Genomic DNA, 22,903 nt, shown 5'->3' on the forward strand with positions numbered 1-22,903 from the left:
GGGTTTCCCAACAATATCTTTTTACAAAAGCTTGGGAAGCGCTGGCTTACTTGACCGCGCTTTCAAACTCGTTGGCCGTACCGGCGTCCTTGAGGTAGGCCAGCGCCTTCTTGGCGGCAGCAACCAGGGAGCCGAAGGCTTCCGGCTCATGGATGGCCATGTCGGAGAGAACCTTGCGGTCAACTTCGATGCCAGCCTTGTTCAGGCCGTCGATGAAGCGGCCGTAGGTCAAGCCGTGTTCGCGAACAGCAGCGTTGATACGCTGGATCCACAGAGCGCGGAAGTTGCGCTTGTTGACCTTGCGGTCGCGATAGGCGAATGCCTTCGAACGATCAACAGCTGCCTTTGCTGCGCGGATCGTGTTCTTGCGGCGGCCGTAGAAGCCCTTGGCTGCCTTGAATACCTTGTTGTGCTTGGCGCGGGAAGTTACGCCACGTTTTACGCGTGCCATGTCATGATCTCCTTAGATGATCCAAAAAGCGAAGGGGTCTCAGAGACCGTTCGGCAGGTAGTTCTTGATGACCTTCTTGCCGTCAGCTTCGGCGAGAACCATCGTGCCGCGTGCATCGCGGATGAACTTGTTGGACCGTTTGATCATGCCGTGACGCTTGCCGGCGGCAGCCGCGAGGACTTTGCCGGTGGCAGTGATCTTGAACCGCTTTTTGGCGGAGGATTTCGTCTTCATCTTGGGCATTTTGCTACTCCATTTTTCTTGTATCGAGAACGGACAGACGACGCCCGTTTTCAAGCATAAAGAACGGCCACGGCATGCCCTGCCGGACCGTTCGGACGCGCGCTTATAACCGCAGATGGATAAAAGCGCAACGGGGGTTCGACGCGATCGACCAAAATGCAAATGCCGCCCAGTGGACGGCACAGCAGCAAAGGCCGATCAGCCTGACTTCACTTCGGTGCGAGCACCATCATCATCTGCCGACCTTCGAGCTTCGGCTCGGCCTCGACCTTGGCGATGGCGACGGTATCTTCCTTGACCTGCAGCAAGAGCTTCATACCAAGCTCCTGGTGGGCCATTTCACGGCCACGAAACTTGAGCGTCACTTTGACCTTGTCACCCTCTTCGAAGAAGCGGTTCATGGCCTTCATCTTCACCTCATAATCATGGGTGTCGATATTGGGACGCATCTTAATTTCCTTGACCTCGACGATCTTCTGCTTCCTGCGCGCTTCGGCCGCCTTCTTCTGATTGGCGAATTTCAGCTTGCCCAGGTCCAGGATCTTGCAGACCGGCGGCTCGGCATTGGGCGAAATCTCGACGAGGTCGAGACCCACCTCTTCCGCCATTCTGATAGCCTCGTCCGTCGGCACGATACCTAGGTTCTGGCCTTCGTCATTGATGAGCTGGACCCGGGGAATCCGGATTTCCCGATTGGAGCGCGGCCCTTCCTTGGTGGGGGCTTCGGCTTTGAAAGGTCTGCGAATGGTCGTATTCTCCTAAACAGTTGCACAATACAGCAACGCCCTGACGCGCCATCTCGCGCGCAAAGGCTATTTGTCTATTGCCGTTTTATAAGTCAATAACACGCTTCAGATCGAAAATCACCTGCTGTCCGTCACTTCGCGAATCTGTTTTACCAGGCGGCATAGCCAAGGGAGCCTGCCATGACCTCGATCCATTCCACACCGCTCGCCGATGAGATCACAGTCGGGCAAGGGGCCGACGCTCGCCAGATCGCCCTCCTGCTGCGACAAGCCGCCCCAGGCACTGCGACAGACAAGCCGACGCTCGTCTGGCTCGGCGGATACCGCTCCGACATGACCGGCACCAAGGCGGTCGAACTCGATGCGCTTGCCGCCAAAAAGGGGCTGGCCGCAATCCGTTTCGACTATTCAGGTCACGGCGCCTCCGGCGGCGAATTCGCCCAGGGCACAATCAGCCGCTGGTTGGAGGAAGCACTCGCGGTGCTCGATCACGTCCGCCCCGAAAGCGTCGTGCTCGTCGGCTCGTCAATGGGTGGCTGGATCGCCTTGCGCCTCGCGCAGGAATTGGCCCGTCGAGGCGGGGGACCTCGGCTGGCCGGCATGGTGCTAATCGCGCCGGCGCCGGATTTCACCGCCGAGCTCATAGAACCGAATCTTTCCGAGGCGGAACGCACCTCGCTTGCTGAGCAAGGCTATTTCGAGGAGCCGTCGGAATACAGCCCGGAGCCGAACATCTTCACTCGCGCCCTGATTGAGGACGGGCGGCAAAACCGGGTAATGACGGGCATCATCGAAACCGGCTGCCCGATACATATCCTGCAGGGCATGATCGACCCCGACGTTCCCTATACCCACGCGCTCAAGCTCATCGAGTTCCTGCCGGCCGACGATGTCGTACTGACCCTTGTGCGCGACGGCGATCATCGCTTGTCTCGCCTCGAGGATATTGAGCGGATGAAGACAGCAATCCTCGCCATGTGTGGCTAGGCCCGTGGTCGACGACGGCTACAGGATCCAATACGCGCTGTGGCATCTTAACCATAGTTGACAAATCACTAACGCTGCGCCGGCACCGCGATTGACTCCAAGCCCGCTTGGACCTTAACGTTTTGTTAAGGATTAAGAGGACGGGTTCATGATGAACGGGTCGCGCGCGCTTGCCGCGCTGGTTGTCTTGCTTGGCGTGTCAGCGCCGGCCGGCACCGCGTATACGGCGCCCAGATCGCAACTATCGATGACCACCGGCAGCGTCACCTCGCAGCCAATCGGTCATTACGAGTTCTGCCGTCTTCACCGTGACGAATGCAGCATCAAGAGCAAGCCGGCCGCCCTGCCCCGGCTCACCCCGCACGGCTGGGATGTGGTGCGCGGCATCAACCAGACCGTCAATTCCACGATCATACCTGTGACCGATGCCGAGGCCTATGGCCGCGAGGAGGTTTGGGCCTATCCAGTTGACGCCGGCGATTGCGAAGACTTCGTCCTGCTGAAGCGCAAGAAGCTGATGGAAGCAGGTTTCTCGGCCACAGACCTGCTGATCACCGTGGTGCGCAAGCCGGATGGCGAAGGCCATGCGGTGCTGACACTGCGCAGTGCACAGGGCGATTTTATTCTCGACAACCTCAATGACCAGGTCGAACTCTGGACCCAGACGCCCTACACCTACCTCAAGCGCCAGGCGAGCTTCGATACCGGTCGCTGGGTAACAATCGAGAACGGCACGACCGATGTCATGGTCGGCGCCCTCAAATAAGGTCGTACCCTAGCGTATCAGGCAGAAAACGATCATTCTTCGTCCGGAGCGATGCGCCAGAGTAGCCTTGGTGCGCCTGAAACGTAATGGAAACACTAGCGCTGCGCGTCGGTGGGCAGCGACGGCAGGCGCGAAAGCCCGATCATCGCGACAAGGCCGACAGTCCCCATTACCAGCAGACAACCAATCGCGGCGGCCACACCCAGTTGCTCATTGACGAAGATGATCGTCACCGGAGCGGCGGCCGACAGCACCATGCGAATTCCCGACAGCGTCCCCATCGTCCGGCCATAGCCGGCCGCGCCGAAATAGTGGAGCGGCAGGACGCCGCGGATAATCGAGGTCAGCCCTTGGCCAATGCCGAAGAATACGGCGAACGCGAGCGCGACGGCGACGGCGGGTACGAGTGCTGCAGCAAAGAGCAGCGACAGCGCAAGGAAAATGGCCCCGGTGGCGATCAGCCCGGTTACGGGCGGCGAAAGCACGCCTCTTCGCACATATTCCATCACGCGAGCGCCCACCTGAGAGGGACCAATGAGACTGCCGGCCAGCGTGGCGATCGCAGGCGTGTAACCGGCATCGCCTAGCAGCACCAGCAGCGAGGCACCCATTGCCGAGAGCACGAAGCCGCCTGCCGACAGGCTGACCGCCATGAGGACAAGCTGCGTCCGTCGGCTCGGACTTTCGGCCCGGGCGGTATCGCTCGCCCCCTGTTCGGCACCGGCGATCTCACGCCGATAGGACGGCCAGAGCGCGTGGACAGGAAGCGCCAGCGCCAGATTGAGTGCCGCAAGCACCAGATAGACATCCCGCCAGGTCATCATCGTCAGCAGCCACTGGATGAGCGGCCAGAACACGGTCGAGGCGAACCCCGCCACCAGCGTCACTACGGTGATCTGGCTCCGTGCCTCCTGGCCATAACGCTGTGCGAGGGCGGCGAAGCCGGCATCGTATTGCACGGCAATCGAGACGAATTCCGCCATCAGGGTAACCATCGCGAATTGCCAGCCGTTCTCGACCTTGGAGAGCAAGGCAAGGGCTGCGGCGGCGAAGATCGATCCGAAGGCAAGAACCGGGCGTGCGCCGTAATGATCGACCAGCCGTCCGATGATCGGCGCAGAAACGGCGCCACCCAGCAGGCCGACAGAAAAGACGGCGAACACAAAGCTCTGCGACCAGCCGAATTCGCGGGCGATTTCGGGCGCAAGTACGGAGAAGGAATAGTAGAGCGTCCCGTAACCGATGGTCATTGAGACGCCCAGACCGAGGGTCGAGGGGAGAGCTTTCATGATGACGCCGCTACGCTATTCGTGTTGCGGCGTCATGACAAGAATCAACCGTTGCCGATCAGGATACCGGCGGCGAGCACCAGTGAACCGCCGAGCACCACCTGCATGGCAGCGCGCAGGAAGGGTGTATCCATATACTTGTTCTGGATGAAGGCGATCGCCCAAAGTTCGAAGAAGACGATAGCGGCGGCGGTGGCCGTCGCCGTCCAGAAATGCGGAATGAGATAGGGCAGTGTGTGTCCGAGGCCACCGAGCGCGGTCATGATGCCAGACGCCAGACCCCGCTTCATCGGCGAGCCACGGCCAGACAACTTGCCATCGTCGTGTGCCGCTTCGGTAAAGCCCATGGAAATGCCGGCGCCGACGGAAGCCGAAAGACCGACGAGGAACGTCTGCCAGGTGTCACCTGTGGCGAAAGCAGCCGCGAAGATCGGCGCCAGCGTCGAGACCGAACCGTCCATTAGCCCGGCGAGGCCTGGCTGGACATAGGTCAGCACGAACTGCCGGCGCGCGCTCTCGTTTTCCTCCTCCTTCACGTCTTCCGGCGTGTGGCGTTCGATGAGCATTGAGGCGATTTCTTCGTGTCCCTGCTCGGCCAGGGCCAGATCACCCAACAGTTTGCGGGTCGAAGCATCCGAGGTTCGTTGGATCGCTTCTGTGTAGAAGCGAAACGCCCCCTGTTCCATCGTTTCCGCCTCAGCGCGGATCTGCTCAAGGCTCTGGTTGGCGCGCAACCAGTCAGGCTTACGGTCGTAGAAGCCACGGACATGCTCGCGACGGATCAACGGAATCCGCTCACCGAAACGCTGACGATGCATTTCGATCAACTGGTTGCGATGGGTGTGCTCGACCTCGGCCATGTCCTCGAACACCTTGGCCGACTTTGGATATTGCGCGCGCAATTGATCGGCATAGGCAAGATAGATACGCGCGTCGTCCTCCTCGGACGAGATGGCGAGGGCGAGGATTTCCTGCTCGCTGAGACTGAAAAACGAGCGTTTCGACGAAGAGAGCAAGCGCGCGAGCATTTTTCTACCTATTGTTTTTAGAATGGTTCTAACATTACCGAGGCGTCGTCTATGGGTCAAGCCACGCGCATCAAGGCAAAGTAATATTGCTGCATGCAGCATCGACAGGATGCGACGATACGCCTCCCTGCCCGCCATTTGACGCAAGGACCATGATCGACGACAAGTTTGATCCTGACGACAGGCAATTATTCCAAGGAGTGGACGATGCAGGACGATCTGGTCGGCCGCGCCGCACACCGGGCCGACATTACGGCGCGGGCTGAGATTCAAATGGCCGCGGTGGGCGTCGACCGCGCTTTCATTGACCGTTTGGTCGAGACTTTCTACGGTCGCATCCAGGCCCACCCTACGCTCGGCCCGGTTTTCGACAACCGTCTCGCCGGCCGCTGGCCGGAGCATTTGGCCAAGATGAAGGCCTTCTGGGGCTCGGTCGCCTTCAAGAATGGTGCCTACGGCGGCAAGCCGGTCCAGGCCCACCACGGCGTTTCCGACATCACGGAGAACCTATTTGCCGAATGGCTGGCGCTGTTTCGAAAGACGCTGACCGACGTGGGCGCGACAGAGGAGGCGCAAGCCTGGTTCATGGCGACCGCCGAGCGCATCGCTCGTAGCCTCGTCCTGGCGCTCTTCTACAACCCCGCCTTCGACGACCCGACGCTACGTGGCCAACCAAGTAACTGAGCGGACCGGGGCGAATCGACCGCCTGCGCATTTTTAGCAAGCCATGACAGCCCGAGACGTAATTTTCCGCAAGAACGGATGCCGGAACGCGCAATTCCTGCCTCCTTCGGGCTTGCAAGAGCCGGGTATCATGGCTAGACCGCCTGCCGGGGGGAGCAAGTTATAGGAAACAACCAAGGCTACAGAATCATGAATCGCCGTAAATTCTTCCAGCAGGCCGGCGCCGCCGGTTTGGGGGCCGCCGCCTCCGTAACGCTCGCTGCCCCAGCCGTCGCCCAGGAAAATCCGAAGATCACCTGGAAGCTGACCTCCTCTTTCCCGAAGAGCCTCGACATCATCTTCGGCGCCGCCGAAGAGATCGCCAGGAGTGTATCGGAAGCGACCGACGGTAACTTCACCATCCAGACCTTCGCCGCCGGTGAGATCATTCCGCCGCTACAGGCCGCCGACGCGGTGGCCGCCGGCACAGTGGAGATGGCACATACTTGCTGCTACTATTATATTGGCAAGGATCCGACCTTCGCGCTCGGCACGGCGACGCCCTTCGGTCTCAACGCTCGCATGACCAACGCCTGGTTCTCCGCTGGCGGCGGCAACGGAATGATCAACGAATTTCTCGCAGGCTACAATCTCTATGCGCTGCCGGCCGGCAATACCGGGGCCCAGATGGGAGGCTGGTATCGCAAGGAAATCAAGACGATCGACGACCTCAAGGGCCTGAAGATGCGTATCGCCGGCCTGGCTGGCGAAGTGATGAGCAAGGTCGGGGTCACCCCGCAGCAGATCGCCGGCTCGGATGTCTATGCGGCGCTGGAAAAGGGCACGATCGACGCCACCGAATTCGTCGGCCCCTATGACGATCTCAAGCTCGGTTTCTACAAGGTCGCCAAGTACTATTACTATCCGGCCTGGTGGGAAGGCGGCCCGGCCGTCCATGCCTTCTTCAACAAGGAAAAGTTCGAAGGCCTGCCGGAGAACTACAAGCGTATCCTGACCGACGCCTGCGCGGCGGCCAATGCCTCGATGCTCGCCAAGTACGACACCCAGAACGCCGCAGCGCTTCGCCAGCTCGTCGCCGAAGGCACCGAACTGCGCGCTTTCGGATCCGACATTCTTGATGTCTGCCACAAGGCGGCGCTAGAGACCTATGCCGATCTCAGCGCCAAGAACCCGGCCTTCAAAAAGATCTACGACAGCCAGAAGGCCTTCCAGAAGGATGCCTATCTGTGGGCCCAGATCGCTGAATACAGCTTCGACACCTACATGATGATCCAGCAGCGCCAGGGAACGCTATAAGCGCATATCCGCGTTCTGACGAAGACCCCACCCCGGACAGCCGTGTCCGGGGTTTTTTTGTGACCTCCGACGTCTGCGCTACCCGGTCGGCGGAGAACAGGGCCAAGGCTGTTCCCTCGGCAAGCACAATCCCGCGGAGACCTCGGACGCCGACCACGGCCAACGGCAAAAGTGTCCAGTGCCCGCCCTGGCGATGATCGCCCGTTATTTCGACGCCTGCCAGCTACCGCTGCCTCCACCCCATTTGTTGCTGCCCGACCACTGACCGGCGCCTGAAGTGCCGTCAACCCGACCGCTGACCGTGCCGTTGAACGGATAGGGCTTGGTCTCCTTGTAGAGCTTGCCCTGCAATACGCCCGTTGTCGGCGCGCTGAATGAGCCGTCAGCGTTGAGCGAACCGGAGAAACGCGCGGTGAAGCTGTCGCCTTCAAAGACACCCGAGATGGAGCCGGAGATCGACGAGCCGCTGACGACAAACGTGAGCGAACCGGATGCCTTGCCGGAGATGCGCCCATTATACTGGCCGGCGAGATCGGCTGCGGTTTGCTCGGGCTCGACGGTCATGCCGCGACCGCTTGCGACCATCTTGCGGTAGTCATTGAACTCGGCGAGCTTGTTCTTGTACTCCGGCGAGTTAATCCCGTGCACCAGGCCGGTCGATAGGAGGCTCGCCATAGCCTTGATATGATTGCCGTCATGCGGATCAAGAACGCCATCCTTATTCAGCCGGTCCCTGATCATCTGGGTGAAGCGCCCAAGATTGTAGGGATGCTCTTTCCACCAGTCCTGCCCGTATTTTCCATAGGCAGCGGTGTCGAGCGCCTTCGTCATCAGATTGGCTTCGGCCTCCGCCTCGGCGCGGGCCTTTTCCACGACAGCGGCAGACTGTTCCTTCTTCGTGCGTGCAGCAAAGGTCTGGAAGATGTCGTCGATCACTTCCGCGTCGCTGGTCTGCGTCAACCGTTCGCGAACCGCATCGCTCGGTTCAGCGGTCGCCAAGCTTATGTCATCGGCCCGCTGGTCAGCCAGCTCGATCTTGCGATCACGAATGACCGAGGAGTAGAGCGGCAGCGTTTCCAGCCGATCACGAATCGCCTCGCGGGTGTGGTCGTCGCCCTTGGCGTATTCCTGGTACAACTCCTCGATCGTACTGTCGACGAACTTGCCCTTGGCGTAGGACACCACGCCTGCCGCCGTTTCGACGGCGGTGAATGCGGCGGCGGCAGGCGTTGCAGCAATGAACGCGCGGCCAAGATATTCATAGGCCGCTTGACGATCACCACCTGCCGCCTTGCCCAGCACATCGGCGGCCTCGTTGACCTTGTCGACGTTTCCAAGAACACCAGCCATCTGCTTGCGTAGCGCCGGATCCTTGATGCCGCTCGCCAGCGTCTTGCCGAGAGCGACAGCGACTTCGTCAGTGGCGGCCTTCGCCTTTGCCGGATCACCGCTGGTCAGTGCGTCCGCGGCGTTTTCGGCGAATTTGTTGATCTCGTTGGCCGAGAGCGCGACCGTGCCGAGTTGGCGCACCAGCGCCTTGTCGGCGCCCGACTTGTAGAGTTTCTTGTAGAGCGCAACGATCGCCGCCCGCGACTGCGACTTGATCACCTCTTTCGCCTGTTCGTCGGCATAGTCGAGCGCAGCTTTCCTGGCGTCCTCCTGCCAGGTGGTGGGCGCCTGGGCGAGAGCGCCCGCCAGAGATGAAAGCGTGAGGGCAGAAGCGAGGAGAAAGGCACGCAATGTAAAGTGTGGCAAGGGGCTCATTTCGGGTCCTCCTCCAGTTCGCTGAGATCAAGACCGGCGAAAGGATCGTCACCACTCGCCGGCGCGGCTATCTCAGCCTCGCTCCCCTCAGGCGGAGCCAAGGTCTCGTCGAGGCTCGCCAGCACCATTTCGAACAGCGGAAGGCCGTCCGCCAGCGGCTCACCAAAAGCGCGGTAGGCAAGTGTCAGCCGGGCACCGCCGCCGCGCGGCTCATCGAAGAATATCTGCCGCCCGACCATGCGCCCCTGGCTCAGTTCCAGCACGGTCGCCGGCCGTCCCAGCACGACGGTGAAGTCTATCGATGCAACATCGTCGCTCGGCATCGGCAGGTCCCTAGGCCAAAATGACAGAGCGATCTGCGCTCCACCATCCGGCCGTGACATGACGATCCCGCCAGCGATACCCTCGTCCGGCTTGATCTGCCAGCCGGTCGGCACCTCTACCGAGACGCGACCGACCCACGCGCGACGTTCCTCGTCCGCCACAGCCACGTCGGCGGTTGTATCGCCATCATCCTCCCCGGCTTCAGCCGGAGCCGCATCGGGCACCGCCACCGCCTGGCTCTGCGGCATGGGCAACCCAATGGGCGCATCGCCACCGGCCTTTATCTTCATGTCCGGCGATGCCGTCGCGATCGTCAAGCTGTCGAGAATCCGGTCGAAGTCGCGATCGCCGCCGCCCAGGCGGATACCGCCGGTCGCCTCGAACAGAAAATGCAGGCGCTTCTTGTCGGCGCGGCCTTCGTCCAGTGTCACACTCAATGTCTCCACGTCCCCGATCTTGGAGTGGATCCACAGCGCCGGCTTGCCGGCCACCTTGATCTTGCGGTTGGAGACGATGTCGTCATAACCGAGCAGCGGCTCGTCCGGGAACCACCACCAAACCATCAATCCCCGCTTGTCGTCCGGGGCCCTGAGGACGAGCGTGTTGCCGTTGACAGAAGCCGTCCAATCCTGTGGCGCCTTGAGCGTAAAGCCCTCGAAAGAATGCTCTTTCCAGCCATCGGTATCTGCCTTAGCGACCGTCGTAGCGGCCCCGCCTGAGCGGACACCATCCGCGTCCGGGGCCGTGCTCGCACTCTCAACAGCCTCAGCCGAGGTGCGCAGCGACTGCGCCATGCGCGCGGCCATCGGGTCCAGCCTGGCCTTCAAACTCTTGGCATAGCTGATCTCGAAGGTGTGGATCACTGCGCCGCCGTCGCTCAGCACGACCTTTCGCAGGAAGAAGTCACCGCCGCGGAAGCCGGAATGCAAATACCAATTATCGCCCTTGCGCTGCTGGGTGACCTTTTCGTCGTCGCCGAGGCCCGCCAGATGCTCTTCGATCAACTCGTCGAGCGTACTGTCGAACACATTGTGCGTGGCAAAGACGATGAAACGTGCCGAGCCGTCCCGCGCTTCGAAACTGCGCCCGTCGTCGTTCTCCGGCGGCGGCAGCATGCGGAACATTGGCGCCGAATAGTCGATCTGTGTGCCGAAACGGTCGTTGCGATAGGTAATCCAATTGCTGGCCATGGGATCGACAGGAACATCGGCAGCATCCTGCCCGAAGGTAGCCCGATTGGTCTGCTGCACCCCGGTGGCGGGATAATCTGGCGGCACCAGACCGGGCTGACTCAAATCAGTCGGAGGCATCTCCGGCAGCGGCATGTCGGCCTGTTCCATGTCGGAATGCCCCGTATCCGGCGGCGGGCCGTCGAAGCCCCCGCCGGGTGGCGCTCCTCCAAAGATATAGGCATCATAGGCCCAGCCACGCGTACCGTCCTGCAACTGGACATTCAGCCAACGGCCGTCTCGCCCGATAACGGTAAGATAGGTTCCCGGCCCCATTGGCAGGATCATCCGGTAACCCGAACCGGGCCCGGAGCGCAGCGCCAGGAAATTGTCCCCCGCCGGATTGAGCCCCCCGACATAGTCGGCCCTTGCGGGTGTGCCCGCAAGCGATGCCACGAAAATGGTGCAGAGCCAGAATATGCGATGCCGATCCACGATGCGTCCCCCTCGACCGGATCGTTCCCCCCGCATGACATTAGTCGCAAAGGCACACCCCGGTTCATCTGACGATAACCCAGAATAACTATGCGCCTTCGCGGCGAAAGATAATTGATTGAAGTCAACTGTGGACAGCGAAAGACGGGCCGGCGCGCAAGGCACTGGCCTGCCTGAACCGTCGATTAGCCGGATACCGCGCCTTAGGCCTCAAGCCCCTTCAGCACATTGGCGACATTCAATCCGATCTCCGGCACGCCGTAGCCGCCTTCCATGACAGTGAGGACTGGCAGGCCGCTGGCGGCGATCAGTTCGCCCATGCGGATGAAGTCGGGGCTCTTGAGTTTGAAAAAGCTGATCGGGTCCTGCTCGAAGGTGTCGACACCGAGCGAAACGACGATCGCCTCGGCGCCATAGACTTTGATCCGCTTCAGCGCATCCGCGAGCGCCGCCGACCAGGCTTCCCATGGCGTGCCTGCCGGCATCGGGTAATTGGCGTTCAGCCCCTCGCCTTCGCCCTCGCCGGTCTCGTCGGCATAACCGAGGAAGTAAGGAAACGCCTCGGCCGGATCCCCGTGCAGCGAGGCGAAGAAAATATCGCCGCGATTGTAGGTAATGTCCTGGGTGCCGTTGCCGTGGTGGAAGTCGACATCAAGGATCGCCACTTTCTTCGCACCATGATCGAGAAGACGCTGGGCAGCGACCGCGGCGTTGTTGATGAAGCAATAGCCACCAAACAGGTCCATCCCGGCATGGTGGCCCGGCGGGCGGCAGAGCGAGAAGGCAAGGCGGTTGCCGGCGTTCAGCCAATCCGCACCGGAAAGCGCCACGTCCATCGAGGCGATCGCCGCCTCATAGGTGCCAGCAGTGATCGCCGTTTCGACAGAATTGGCATAATAACCAACCGCCCCGTCGATATTGTTGGGTGCCCGCATGCCGCTGCGACGATAAGCAAAGGCCGTCGGAATCGCCTCGCCGGGATAACCCGCGGCGCTCCAGCGCTCCCAGCAGGTACGCAGGAACTCGAGATAGTCGGCGCCATGCACCTTGAGCGCTGTATCGAGACCGTGCTCAGCTGGCGCGACGACATCGCTGAAGCCTGCCTCCTTCACCGCCTCCAGGATCCATTCGGCACGGAACGGCCCCTCGAACGGCTTGACCAACAGGCCGCCGTGCAACTCGGTCTTGGCGTCGCGCAGCTTGTGCTTTTCGGAATAGATGACCCGCATGTTCGTTGACGTTCCCTCGTTGTCCTTGACGATAGGTAACGCCATCCACGCCGGCTCGGCAAGACAGGCTAGCGGCAATTTTCGGTCGAATGACCAGTTTTTATCCGACCGGATACCGATCACCTGACGAGGTTGATTTCCTCGGTCTCGCCACCAGTGCAAGTGTAGCAGCAATCAGAGCAGTTTTCGGCATTGTTTGGACCGGTTCCCCAATAGGTACCCTCATCGCCGGAGATCCAAGCACCGTAGCAGATGGATTCGCCCTCCTTGCATGAGAGCGGGATTTCCTTGGTCTCGCCGTCGTCGAGATAATAGACTTCGTTGCCGCCCGGCCAGACGTGATCGCGATCCTGGCTGTAGAGTTCAACCTCGACGGCGTTCGGATGGCTGTTACGCATGACGAAGGTCACGTCGGCGGCGACGGCCGGCAGAGTGCCCCCTACAAACGTGCCGGCAAGAAAGACAAGGGCCGCCGCGCGGCGAAGGCCATGAGAAAGCAATGTCATCGGATATACCCCCAGTTCTGTCAGCCCGAGAGGCCGGACCTTGTCATTGCTAGCACGGCATTCCGGGTCCTGGGAGAGCTTGCGCACCTCAGGGTCAGACGTTTTTTGGGTCGACTGCAAGGGGTTCGCCGAGTTGCTTGTAGAAGATCGTCGTGTCGCAATAGCGTCCGTCGGGAAATAGCGCGTAGTTCGGGATCACCCCAGCACGGCTCCAGCCGAGCCGCTCGTAGATCCTCTCCGCCGGCTCACCAGTGGCGGTATCGAGCACAAGTAGTGTCCGCCCTGCCTTTGACGCCACCTCTTCGGCCGCCATCATCAACAACCGCGACAGGCCGAGCCCACGTGCGCGTCGATGCACCAAAAGCTTCATCAAGTCGCCCCGGTGCGGCTGGTTAGGCTTGGTGGCAAGCCCCACCTGCACCGTGCCGATGACCCTTGCTTGCTCGTCCTCGGCCACCAGCAGGAATAGCTCTCCATGCCCGACCGCGGTCGCCACATCCTGCCAGAAGGGAATGGCGTTCTCTGGCCGATAGGGAGACATGAAGCCGAGCGAGGCACCGCCCTCGACGCAGTCGGCAAGCACGTCGCAGAGATCCGGCAGGGCGGACAGGGCTTCTTCTTCGTTCAACAGGCGAATGGTGGTCATCGGCGGCTCCGGAAATAGCGGAAAGGACACGTTAGCGTTGGCCGAGATCAATAATCACGGCATAGCGGGCGGGCTTGTCGGTTGGGTTCCTGAACCCGTGGACATCGCCGACATTCATGAAAAGACAGTCACCGGGCAGAAGGCGGTGCGCCGTCTCGCCGACGACCAGCTCCATCTCGCCCTCGAACAACCAGACATGCTGCATCTGGTTGTGGCTCGCTTGCTGACCGGGAAAGCGCACCTCGGCAGCGGCCGGAAACTCGACCTCCACCACATCAACTCTGGAACCCGTACCTCCGGGCGAAACGACACGTCGCAGATAGCCGCTTTCGGGATCGCGCCAGACGGGCTGGTCGCCCCGCCGCGCCAGCGGCGAAGTCACCTCGCCCTCGGATGCGAAGAAAACTGAAAGAGACGTGCCGAGCGCCGAACACAGCCGCGCCAGAAGCGCCGCCGTCGGACTGGCCTCGCCACGTTCGACCCGGGAGATCATCGCCCGACTGACACCAGAGAGCTCGGCCAACTGGTCGAGCGTCAGTTTTTGATCGGAACGCAGTCGTCTGATGCGTTCACCGACGGCCTTTTCGAAGTGAAGATCAACATTTTCCATTATTAGAGATTTTCATTCCCTTATATTGGAGTCAAGCGATCAATGTAGAAAACCGCAATAGCTCCAGTCTCGGGCAAGCCAACTCGCCTTTAGCTTGTGAGCCTATAGGCCGAGGTGCGTTCGGCGGAGACCAGACACGGCGATACTCGGCTTGAGCCGTATCCGAGCCGGGGCCTCAAGCCCGAATGTACGTCGTTTCCGCAGCAAGCGTTGGCAATGTGAGTTGATTAGACAAACGTTTAGAACCAAGGGTTTTCAAGTATGACCTCGACCATTTCCTCCTTGAGTGTCAGTCAGATCAAGTCGCTTTCGACCACGGCAGTCGCCGCCTGGACGACGGAGGATGCAGCGGCGCTTTCCACCCAACAGATCAACGCACTTTCTTCGGCTCAGGTCGCAGCTCTGGACGCGGAGGATGTCGATGTCCTCAGCTCCGCACAGCTCGGCGCCATCTCGCAAACTTCGATCGTTGGCCTCACACTCGACCAATTGGCCGTTTTGGACAAATATGACATCGAAAGCTTGGGCACCAAACAAGTCGCGGCACTCACCACCAAGCAGGTCGGCGGCCTGACAACAGTTCAGGTGGAAGCCTTGAGCTCGTCTCAGGTCAGTGCCCTTAGCGCGTTGCAGTTGTCGTTCCTGAGCGCCGAGGACCTCGAAACTTTCTCGACCGCCGACATGGCGGCGATCACCGGCCGGGCCATATCAGGCCTGACCACGGACACCATTGCGGCGCTATCCACCGATCAGATCGCCGCACTTAGCACGAGTGCCATCGCAGGCCTGTCAGCTACGCAAATCGCCGCCCTTTCCCCCGAGCAGACCGAGGTACTTTCCACCGCCCAGGTAAGGGCGCTGAGCTCTAGGCAGATTGCGGCCTTGGGAGCGGACAATGTCGCCGCGTTGTCCACCGATCAGATTGCGGCCTTGAACACGACTGCGATCCCGGGCCTGACTGCCGATCAGATTACAGCCATGTCGAGCGAGCAAGTCGAGGCGCTTTCCACCACTCAGGTGAAAGTGCTGAACGCACTCCAGGTCGCGGCGCTGGGAGCGGACGACATCGCAACCTTCTCGACCGACGAAATCGCGGCGATCACCAGCCGGGCCATCGGCTCCCTGACCACGGACACCTTTGCAGCGCTATCCAGCGATCAGATCGCCGCCCTCGCGACCAGTGCCGTCGCGAGCCTGTCGACCGCACAGATCGCCATCTTGTCCGCCGACCAGACCGCAGCACTTTCCACCGCCCAGGTTAAGGCGCTGAGCTCCAGGCAGATTGCGGCGCTGGGGACGGACAATGTCGCGCTATTGTCTACCGATCAGGTTGTCGCGCTAAGCTCAAGTACGGTCGCGGGTCTGACCACTGGTCAGATAACAACCTTGTCAACCGCCCAGGTCGAAGCACTCTCGTCCGCGCAGGTGAAAGCACTGAGTTCGATCCAGCTCGCGGCCCTGGGAGTGGACGACCTCACCACCTTTTCGACAGCAGATATTGCGGCCATCACCAATCGATCTGTTAGCGCGCTGACCACCGACGCTCTTGCGGCGCTGTCCACCGATCAGATCGCAGCGCTTGGCACGAGTGCCATTGCCAGCATGACGACCAAACAGTTCGCCGCCTTGTCCTCCAGCCAGGCCGAGGCGCTGACCTCGGTCCAGATCAAGGTCATGAGCTCAGCACAGCTTGCCGCGCTTGGTGCGGACAAGATCGCAACCTTCTCGACAGCCGAGATCGCGGCCATCACCAATAGGGCCGTTTCAGGCCTGACCACGGATACTATCGCGACGCTGTCGACTGACCAAATAGCCGCCTTCAGTACGAGCGCAATCGCAAGCCTGACAACCATACAGATCGCCGCCTTGTCCACCGACCAAGCCGAGGCCCTTTCCGCCGTTCAAGTAAAAGTGCTGAGTTCGGCCCAACTTGCTGCACTTGACGAAGACGATATCGCCACATTTTCGACCACCGACATCGCAGCCATCACCAACAGGGCCGTGTCGGGGCTGAACAAATACGTCATCCAGGCGCTGTCCACGGATCAGGTTGCAGCCCTGACCACCAGTGCGATCGCCAGCATGACGACCATACAGATCGCCGCCCTATCCACCGACCAGGCTGCTGCGCTATCCCTGGCCCAGATCGGGACGCTCAACTCAGCGCAGGTCGCGGCTTTGAGCAAGGACAATATCGCGTCATTGTCCACGGCCCAGGTTGCAGCCTTGAGCACCAAGGCCATCCAGAAACTGAGCACCGACCAGATCGAAGCCATGTCCGCAGACCAGGTCGAGGCCCTCCGCTCCGGTCAGGTCGCTGCTCTCACCTCCACCCAGCTCGGCGCTTTGGGTGCAGATGATATCGCAACCTTCTCGACCTCCGATATCGCATCGATCACCTCCTCGGCCATTTCGGGACTGCGACTGGACGTCGTTACGGCGCTTTCCTCCGACCAGGTTGCAGCTTTGAGCGCCAGGACCGCAGCGAAACTGACTACGGCTCAGATCGAAGCCATGTCCAGCGCTCAGGTCCAGGCCTTCTCCTCCACACAGATCGCCGCTCTTACCTCAACGCAGCTGACCGCTCTGGATGCGGAGGACATCTCCACATTCTCGACAGCCGATATCGCTGCGATCACCTTGAGGGCAATATCGGGATTGTCCTCAGACGCCATCGCGGCACTTTCCAGCGAACAGCTTGCCGCCCTGACCACGGCGGGCATGGCTGGACTGAGCACTGATCAGATCGACACCCTGAGAACCGACCAAGTCGCTGTCTTGAGCACCAAGCAAGTCGAGGTGCTGAGTTCGAAGCAGGTCGCGGCGTTGAGCACCGAGAACATCGCGGCCCTGTCGCTGGAAAAGATTGCAGCTCTGGGCACGGCTGGCATTCTGGGACTGAACGCCGATCAGATCGCGGCCTTGAGCACCAGCCAAATCTCCTCCTTAAGCACCAAGCAAATTGCCGTTCTGACCTCCGTGCAGGTCGCCGCCTTGAGCACGGCCGATGTGGCAACCCTCTCGACCGGCCAGATCGCCGCACTGGGTACCGCTGGCGTTACGGGTCTCACCACCAAGCAGATCGACGTTTTGAACGCGGCTCAGATGGAGGCCTTGACGACCGCCCAGATCGCCGCTCTCAGCGCGATGCAGCTTGCCACCCTGAATACGGATGACATCGCAACCTTCTCGACAGCAGATCTGGCAGCGATCAGCTCGACGGGCATCTCGGGCCTGTCCAACGATGTTGTCGCGGCGCTTTCCAACGAGCAGCTCGCCGCCCTCAGCACGGCGGGCATCAAAGGCCTTTCCACCACACAAATCGGCGCCCTGAGCCCCAGCCAGGTCACGACCTTGAGCACCAAGCAGATCGCCGCACTGACCGCAACACAAGTCGCTGCCTTGGGCACTGACGACTTGGCAAGCCTATCGACCAACCAGATCGCCGCACTCAGCACCGCAGGCATCGCGGGCCTAAGCACCAAGCAGATCGACGCGTTGAACGCCGATCAGATGGAAGCCCTGACCACCGCCCAAGTGGCCGCTCTCAGCGCGGCTCAACTTGCCACCCTTGGCACAGAGGACATTGCAGCCTTCTCGACCAAGGACCTGGCAGCGCTTGGCTCGAGTGCCATCTCGAGCCTGTCCACGGCGGTTGTCGCTGCCCTCTCCACTGAGCAGATCGCAGCGCTGAGCACCGCCGGCATAGCAGGCCTCTCCACGGCACAGATCGACGCCCTGAATTCAAACCAGATCTCCGCCTTGAGCACCAAACAGATCGCAGCGCTGAGCTCTGCACAGGTCACCGCCTTGGAAACGAGCGACCTGGCAAGCCTATCGACCAACCAGATCGCCGCACTCAGCACCGCCGGTATCGCAGGCCTCAGCACCAAGCACATAGTCGCCTTGAGCGCTGATCAGATGGAGGCCCTGACGACCGCCCAGGTCGCCGCTCTCAGCGCGACACAGCTTGAAGCCCTCGACGCATCCGACATCGCAACCTTCTCGACAGCAGATCTGGCAGCAATCAGCTCTGCAACCATTTCGAGCCTGTCCACAGCGGTTGTCGCAGCCCTCTCAACAGAGCAGCTCGCAGCACTCGGTACAGCTGCCATTACGGGCCTTAGCACAGCACAGATAGAAGCCCTGAATTCCAGCCAGATCGCGGCCTTGAGCACCAAGCAGATCGCCGCCCTGAGCTCGACGCAAGTCGCGGCCTTGGATACAAGCGATCTGGCATACTTGACGACCAACCAGATCGCCGCCCTGAGCCCAACTGCCATCAAAGGCCTCAGCGCCAAACAGATCGCCGCCCTGAACTCCAGTCAGATGGAAGCCCTGACTACGAACCAGGTTGCAGCTCTCAGCGCGGCGCAGCTTGAAAGTCTGGATGCTAGCGACATCGCGACGTTCTCGACAGCGGACATCGCTGCGATCGGCGCGGCCGCCATATCGTACCTGTCTACAGCCGCTGTCGCGGCTCTCTCGAACGAGCAAATCGCCGCCCTCAGCACGGCTGGTATCTCGGGCCTTTCCACCGGACAGATCGAAGCCCTGACCACGGGCCAGCTCTCCGCCTTGAGCTCCAAACAGATCGCAGCGCTGAATTCGGAGCAGATCACCGCCCTCAGCACCGGCGATATCGCCGCACTCTCCACCAGCCAGGTCGCCGCCCTCAGCACGGCGGGCATCTCGGGCCTGAGTTCCAAACAGATCGCCGCCTTGAGCGCTGACCAAATGGAGGCCCTGACCACGGCACAGATCGCCGCGCTCAGCGCGGCGCAGCTTGAGAACCTGGCCGCCGAAGACGTAGCAACCTTCACCACAGCCGATCTGGCGGCCATCAGTTCAACGGCCATATCAAGCCTGTCGACGGCGGTTATCGCGGCCCTCTCGGCCGAGCAGATCGCCTCGTTGAGCACGGCAGGCATCGCAGGTTTGAGCACCAGGCAGATAGATGCCCTGAGCTCCAGCCAGATCGCCGCCCTGAGCACCAAACAGATTGCCGCGCTGAGTTCGGAACAGATCACGGCGCTTGGAACGAGCGACATCGCCGCGCTCTCGACCAGCCAGATCGCCGCCCTGAGCGAAACCGGCGTCCTCGGCCTGAGCACCAAGCAGATTGCGGTCTTGAACGCCGATCAGATGGAGGCCCTGACCACAACACAGGTCGCCGTTCTCAGTTCGGCCCAGCTTGCCGCCCTGGATGCGGCCGACATCGCGATGTTCTCGACCGCAGACATTGCGGCAATCGGCTCGGCGGCCATATCGAGCCTGTCAACCGCCACTCTCGCAGCCCTTTCCTCCGAGCAGATCGCCGCCCTCAGCACGGATGGCATAGCAGGCCTTTCCACCAAGCAGATCGCAGCGCTGAGCACCGGGCAGGTGGTGGCCCTGACCACCATCCAGGTCAGCGCGCTCAATTCTACACAGCTTGCGGCCCTGGGTGCCGATGACATAGCGACCTTCTCGACCAGAGACATTGCCGCGATCAACCCGGACGTGATAGCGGGCCTGACGACAGCGACGGTCGCAGCCCTCTCGTCCGAGCAGATTGCAGCCTTGACCACGGCTGGCGTTGCGGGGCTGAGCACGAAACAGATCGATGCCTTCAGTACCGACCAGATGACCGCCTTCTCCACTGTCCAGATCAACGCCCTGAGCTCAGGGCAGGTCGCTGCCTTGGGCACGGACGTCATCGCCTCCCTGTCAACCGACCAGATCGCCGCCCTCAGCACAGCGGGTATCGCGGGCCTGAGCACCACCTATATCGTGGCCTTGAACTCCGCTCAGATCGAGGCCTTGACCAAGGCACAGGTCGGCGCGCTCAGCTCCAAGCAGATCGCCGTCTTGAGCACAGAAGACATCGCGGTCTTCTCGACCGCCGATATGGCGGCAATCAGCTCGAGTGCTGCATCGGGATTATCGACCGATCTCATCGCGGCCCTGTCCGCTGACCAGATCGCCGCCTTCGGCACGGCCGGCATTGCAGGGCTATCCACCGACCAGATCAATGCCTTGAGCACCAGCCAACTCGAGGCCCTGTCAACCAAACAGATTGGCGCCCTCACCTCAAAACAGATCGCGGCCCTCGGAACGGACGATATAGCAGCTCTCTCCACCGACCAGATTGCCGCCTTGAGCACGGCTGCCATTGCGGGCCTTTCCACCGCGCAGATCGTTGTCATGGGGAGCGACCAGATCGAGGCCTTGACCACAGCGCAGATGGCTATGCTGACGTCGACGCAGGTCGCGGTACTGGACACGAACGATTTCGAAGCCCTGTCCGACTCCGATATTGCCGCTCTCGGCTCGAACGCTGTATCCGGACTATCGACTGCACTCATTGCAGCCCTGTCCACTGACCAGGTCGCAGCGTTCAGTACGGCCGGCATCTCGGGCCTCACCACCGACCAGATCAACGCCTTGAGCACCGCCCAGATCGAGGCCCTCTCGACCAACCAGATCAGCGCGCTCAGTTCCAAACAGGTCGCGGCGCTGGGAACCGACGACCTTGCAAACCTCTCGACCGATCAGATCGCAGCTTTGAGCACGGCTGGAATCAAAGTCCTGGGAACAGCCGCAATCGCAAGCTTGAGCCCCGACCAGATCGAGGCCCTGACGACGGCCCAGGTGGCCGTGCTGACGTCAACGCAGATTGCGGCCTTGGGCACGGACGATCTGGAGACCTTCTCGACCGCCGATATAGCCGCAATCAGCTCCGGTGCGATAGCGGGACTGACGACAAGCATCATCGCGACCCTTTCCGACAATCAGGTCGCCGCCTTGAGCACAGCCGGCATTGCAGGCCTTTCCACACTTCAGATCAGTGCGTTGAGCACCGACCAGATCGAAGCCCTCTCGACCAACCAGATCAGTGCTCTCAACTCGGTGCAGGTTGCAGCCCTGGGTACCGCGGGCCTGGCAACCCTCTCGACCAACCAGATCGCGGCCTTGAGTACGGCTGGCATCAAAGGCCTATCGACCAGCCAGATCGACGCCCTGAGCTTCGACAAGGTAGAGGCCCTAACCACCGCTCAGGTCGCAGCACTCAGCTCGACCCAGATCGCCGCCCTGGGAACGGATGATCTGGACGCCTTCTCGACCGCCGACATCGCGGCGATCAGCTCGACGGCCGTATCGGGACTGTCCACAGCCACGCTCGCCGCGCTTTCGACCGAGCAGATCGCCGCCTTGAGCGCGGCCGGCGTTGCTGGCCTTTCCACCGCCCAGATCAATGCCTTGAGCACCGACCAGGTCGAAGCTTTCACCACCACTCAGGTGGCTGCGCTGAGTTCAAGGCAGATTGCCGCACTCGGCGCGGACGATCTGGAGACCTTCTCGACTGCCGATATTGCTGCGATCAGCCTGAGCGCCATTGCGGGCTTGTCGACAGGCACCATTGCCGCCTTATCGACCGATCAGATTGCGATCTTGAGCACAGCTGGCATTGCGGGCCTGACCACGGCACAGATCAATGCCTTGAGCACGGACCAGATCGCCGCCTTGTCGACCGCGCAGATCAACGCCCTCGGCTCGAACCAGGTCTTGGTCCTGGGTGCCGATGACCTGGCCGCACTCTCGACCGATCAGGTTGCAGCCTTTAGCACGCTGGGCATTGCCGCGCTGACAAGCGACCAGGTCAGCGCATTGACAGCGGAACAAATCGAAGCGCTGACCACCATGCAGATTGCCGCACTGAGCAAGGAAGGGTTCGCGGGCATGACCACGGAGGATCTTGAGGGATTCTCAACCGACGAGCTCGCGGCGATCAGCTCGGATGGCATCGCGGGGCTGTCCACGGCCTTTATCGCGGCGCTTTCCACCGCCGAGGTCGCGGCTTTGGGCACCAGCGGCATTGCGGGCCTGACCAGCAGCCAGGTCAGCGCCATGAGCACCGACCAGATCCAGGCCCTTTCCACGGCCCAGATCGCCGCCTTGAGCGCGAATGGACTTGCCGGCCTGTCAATCGAGGATATGGACACCTTCTCGAGCGCAGATATCGCGGCGCTCAGTTCGACCGCCATATTCGGACTATCCACAGCCGTCATCGCCTCCCTCACCCCCAGCGAGATTGCCGGGTTGACGAGAAGCCAGATCGGTTCGCTCGGATACAATCAGGTGGCGGCGCTGAGCACGGACCAGATCGCCGCATGGTCCACGCTGCAAATCAATGCCCTGAACGCGATACAGGCGGCGGCGCTCGGAACCGACGACATTGCCCTATTCTCCACGGATTACATCGTGGCATTGAGTACGAGCGCAATCTCGGGCTTGAGCACCATGGTCATCTCCGCCTTGACGACAGAGCAGGCGGAGGCCTTGACACCGGGTCAGGTCAACGCTCTGACGTCTGCCCAGGTCGCGGCATTGACCGAAGCCGAACTGGATACCTTCTCAACGGAAGATATCGCATCCTTCAGCTCAACCGGCATCGCCGGGCTCTCCACGGAAGACATTTCAAACCTGTCCAGTGAACAGTTGAACGCTTTGATGGGATCACAGATGGGATCCTTGAACTCGGATCAGGTCGCAGCCGTCATCAGTGCATTTCTGACGGTCTGATTTATCGACCCGACCCGGTTGCCACGCGGATTGAAGGGCTCGGCTTTTGCCGAGCCCTTCAATCCGTTCGACAGTGCCTAGCGGCCGCAGGTACGGAAGCCCCGC

16 protein-coding genes are annotated in these 22,903 nt (G+C 61.2%); 5 read left to right on the top strand and 11 right to left on the bottom strand.

Annotated features, from left to right (window positions below):
* Positions 1 to 46: 46 nt before the first annotated feature.
* The 3 genes from rplT to infC all read right to left on the bottom strand — a co-directional run bounded on the left by rplT (position 47) and on the right by infC (position 1,440).
* The gene (gene rplT / locus RNA01_RS03390; RefSeq protein WP_147178544.1) at positions 47 to 451 is read right to left on the bottom strand and encodes a 50S ribosomal protein L20; all 405 of its coding nucleotides are present in this window, start codon (positions 449 to 451) and stop codon (positions 47 to 49) included.
* Between the two features lie 39 nt (positions 452 to 490).
* Positions 491 to 694 carry a 50S ribosomal protein L35 gene (gene rpmI, locus RNA01_RS03395; protein ID WP_147178545.1) on the bottom strand — a complete coding sequence of 68 codons (204 nt, stop codon included), beginning with the start codon at positions 692 to 694 and terminating at the stop codon, positions 491 to 493.
* Positions 695 to 903: 209 nt separating this feature from the next.
* Positions 904 to 1,440 carry a translation initiation factor IF-3 gene (gene infC, locus RNA01_RS03400; RefSeq protein WP_147178546.1) on the bottom strand — a complete coding sequence of 179 codons (537 nt, stop codon included), beginning with the start codon at positions 1,438 to 1,440 and terminating at the stop codon, positions 904 to 906.
* 180 nt (positions 1,441 to 1,620) lie between these two features.
* Between infC and RNA01_RS03405 the strand changes: the two genes are divergently transcribed.
* Together RNA01_RS03405 and RNA01_RS03410 are read left to right on the top strand one after the other, a co-directional pair.
* Positions 1,621 to 2,427: an alpha/beta hydrolase gene (locus RNA01_RS03405; protein WP_147178547.1), complete on the top strand. Its 807-nt coding sequence runs from the start codon at positions 1,621 to 1,623 to the stop codon at positions 2,425 to 2,427.
* Positions 2,428 to 2,575: 148 nt separating this feature from the next.
* Positions 2,576 to 3,193 carry a transglutaminase-like cysteine peptidase gene (locus RNA01_RS03410; protein ID WP_147178548.1) on the top strand — a complete coding sequence of 206 codons (618 nt, stop codon included), beginning with the start codon at positions 2,576 to 2,578 and terminating at the stop codon, positions 3,191 to 3,193.
* Between the two features lie 95 nt (positions 3,194 to 3,288).
* Here RNA01_RS03410 and RNA01_RS03415 read toward each other — a convergent pair whose 3' ends face one another.
* Both RNA01_RS03415 and mbfA read right to left on the bottom strand, forming a co-directional pair.
* Complete coding sequence (locus tag RNA01_RS03415) at positions 3,289 to 4,482, bottom strand: MFS transporter (RefSeq protein ID WP_147178549.1); 1,194 nt, start codon at positions 4,480 to 4,482, stop codon at positions 3,289 to 3,291.
* A gap of 44 nt (positions 4,483 to 4,526) precedes the next feature.
* The gene (gene mbfA, locus RNA01_RS03420; protein WP_147178550.1) at positions 4,527 to 5,510 is read right to left on the bottom strand and encodes an iron exporter MbfA; all 984 of its coding nucleotides are present in this window, start codon (positions 5,508 to 5,510) and stop codon (positions 4,527 to 4,529) included.
* 207 nt (positions 5,511 to 5,717) lie between these two features.
* Here mbfA and RNA01_RS03425 point away from each other — a divergent pair, with 207 nt between their 5' ends.
* Together RNA01_RS03425 and RNA01_RS03430 are read left to right on the top strand one after the other, a co-directional pair.
* Entirely contained in the window at positions 5,718 to 6,194 is a 477-nt protein-coding gene (locus tag RNA01_RS03425; RefSeq protein ID WP_147178551.1) for a group III truncated hemoglobin, read from the top strand.
* Between the two features lie 189 nt (positions 6,195 to 6,383).
* On the top strand, positions 6,384 to 7,490 hold the full coding sequence (locus RNA01_RS03430) for a TRAP transporter substrate-binding protein (RefSeq protein WP_147178552.1): 1,107 nt from the start codon (positions 6,384 to 6,386) through the stop codon (positions 7,488 to 7,490).
* Positions 7,491 to 7,694: 204 nt separating this feature from the next.
* Here RNA01_RS03430 and RNA01_RS03435 read toward each other — a convergent pair whose 3' ends face one another.
* From RNA01_RS03435 to RNA01_RS03460, 6 genes are all read right to left on the bottom strand, one after another.
* On the bottom strand, positions 7,695 to 9,254 hold the full coding sequence (locus RNA01_RS03435) for a hypothetical protein (protein ID WP_147178553.1): 1,560 nt from the start codon (positions 9,252 to 9,254) through the stop codon (positions 7,695 to 7,697).
* A complete protein-coding gene (locus RNA01_RS03440; RefSeq protein WP_170253338.1) occupies positions 9,251 to 11,242 on the bottom strand; it encodes an SH3 domain-containing protein in 1,992 nt (663 codons plus the stop codon). Before RNA01_RS03440 ends, RNA01_RS03435 begins: the two co-directional genes overlap by 4 nt.
* A gap of 203 nt (positions 11,243 to 11,445) precedes the next feature.
* Positions 11,446 to 12,471: a histone deacetylase family protein gene (locus tag RNA01_RS03445; RefSeq protein ID WP_147178584.1), complete on the bottom strand. Its 1,026-nt coding sequence runs from the start codon at positions 12,469 to 12,471 to the stop codon at positions 11,446 to 11,448.
* A gap of 119 nt (positions 12,472 to 12,590) precedes the next feature.
* Complete coding sequence (locus RNA01_RS03450) at positions 12,591 to 12,977, bottom strand: hypothetical protein (protein WP_235916383.1); 387 nt, start codon at positions 12,975 to 12,977, stop codon at positions 12,591 to 12,593.
* A 94-nt stretch (positions 12,978 to 13,071) separates the two neighbouring features.
* Positions 13,072 to 13,623, bottom strand: coding sequence for a GNAT family N-acetyltransferase (locus RNA01_RS03455; RefSeq protein WP_147178555.1), 552 nt, complete (start codon positions 13,621 to 13,623; stop codon positions 13,072 to 13,074).
* 31 nt (positions 13,624 to 13,654) lie between these two features.
* Positions 13,655 to 14,233, bottom strand: a complete 579-nt coding sequence (locus RNA01_RS03460) for a helix-turn-helix domain-containing protein (RefSeq protein WP_147178556.1) — start codon at positions 14,231 to 14,233, stop codon at positions 13,655 to 13,657.
* Between the two features lie 261 nt (positions 14,234 to 14,494).
* Between RNA01_RS03460 and RNA01_RS03465 the strand changes: the two genes are divergently transcribed.
* Positions 14,495 to 22,798 (top strand): beta strand repeat-containing protein, encoded by an 8,304-nt coding sequence (locus tag RNA01_RS03465; protein ID WP_235916384.1) that lies wholly within the window; start codon positions 14,495 to 14,497, stop codon positions 22,796 to 22,798.
* Positions 22,799 to 22,903: the final 105 nt, after the last annotated feature.

The organism is Paenirhizobium naphthalenivorans (assembly GCF_007992095.1).
In the GTDB taxonomy this organism is placed as follows: domain Bacteria; phylum Pseudomonadota; class Alphaproteobacteria; order Rhizobiales; family Rhizobiaceae; genus Allorhizobium; species Allorhizobium naphthalenivorans.

Bases quoted from the DNA above. Each gene is read 5' to 3' on its own strand.
- rplT (WP_147178544.1), bottom strand. From the start codon at position 451: ATGGCACGCGTAAAACGTGGCGTAACTTCCCGCGCCAAGCACAACAAG.
- rpmI (WP_147178545.1), bottom strand. From the start codon at position 694: ATGCCCAAGATGAAGACGAAATCCTCCGCCAAAAAGCGGTTCAAGATC.
- RNA01_RS03405 (WP_147178547.1), top strand. From the start codon at position 1,621: ATGACCTCGATCCATTCCACACCGCTCGCCGATGAGATCACAGTCGGG.
- RNA01_RS03410 (WP_147178548.1), top strand. From the start codon at position 2,576: ATGATGAACGGGTCGCGCGCGCTTGCCGCGCTGGTTGTCTTGCTTGGC.
- RNA01_RS03415 (WP_147178549.1), bottom strand. From the start codon at position 4,482: ATGAAAGCTCTCCCCTCGACCCTCGGTCTGGGCGTCTCAATGACCATC.
- mbfA (WP_147178550.1), bottom strand. From the start codon at position 5,510: ATGCTCGCGCGCTTGCTCTCTTCGTCGAAACGCTCGTTTTTCAGTCTC.
- RNA01_RS03425 (WP_147178551.1), top strand. From the start codon at position 5,718: ATGCAGGACGATCTGGTCGGCCGCGCCGCACACCGGGCCGACATTACG.
- RNA01_RS03430 (WP_147178552.1), top strand. From the start codon at position 6,384: ATGAATCGCCGTAAATTCTTCCAGCAGGCCGGCGCCGCCGGTTTGGGG.
- RNA01_RS03435 (WP_147178553.1), bottom strand. From the start codon at position 9,254: ATGAGCCCCTTGCCACACTTTACATTGCGTGCCTTTCTCCTCGCTTCT.
- RNA01_RS03445 (WP_147178584.1), bottom strand. From the start codon at position 12,471: ATGCGGGTCATCTATTCCGAAAAGCACAAGCTGCGCGACGCCAAGACC.
- RNA01_RS03450 (WP_235916383.1), bottom strand. From the start codon at position 12,977: ATGACATTGCTTTCTCATGGCCTTCGCCGCGCGGCGGCCCTTGTCTTT.
- RNA01_RS03455 (WP_147178555.1), bottom strand. From the start codon at position 13,623: ATGACCACCATTCGCCTGTTGAACGAAGAAGAAGCCCTGTCCGCCCTG.
- RNA01_RS03460 (WP_147178556.1), bottom strand. From the start codon at position 14,233: ATGGAAAATGTTGATCTTCACTTCGAAAAGGCCGTCGGTGAACGCATC.
- RNA01_RS03465 (WP_235916384.1), top strand. From the start codon at position 14,495: ATGACCTCGACCATTTCCTCCTTGAGTGTCAGTCAGATCAAGTCGCTT.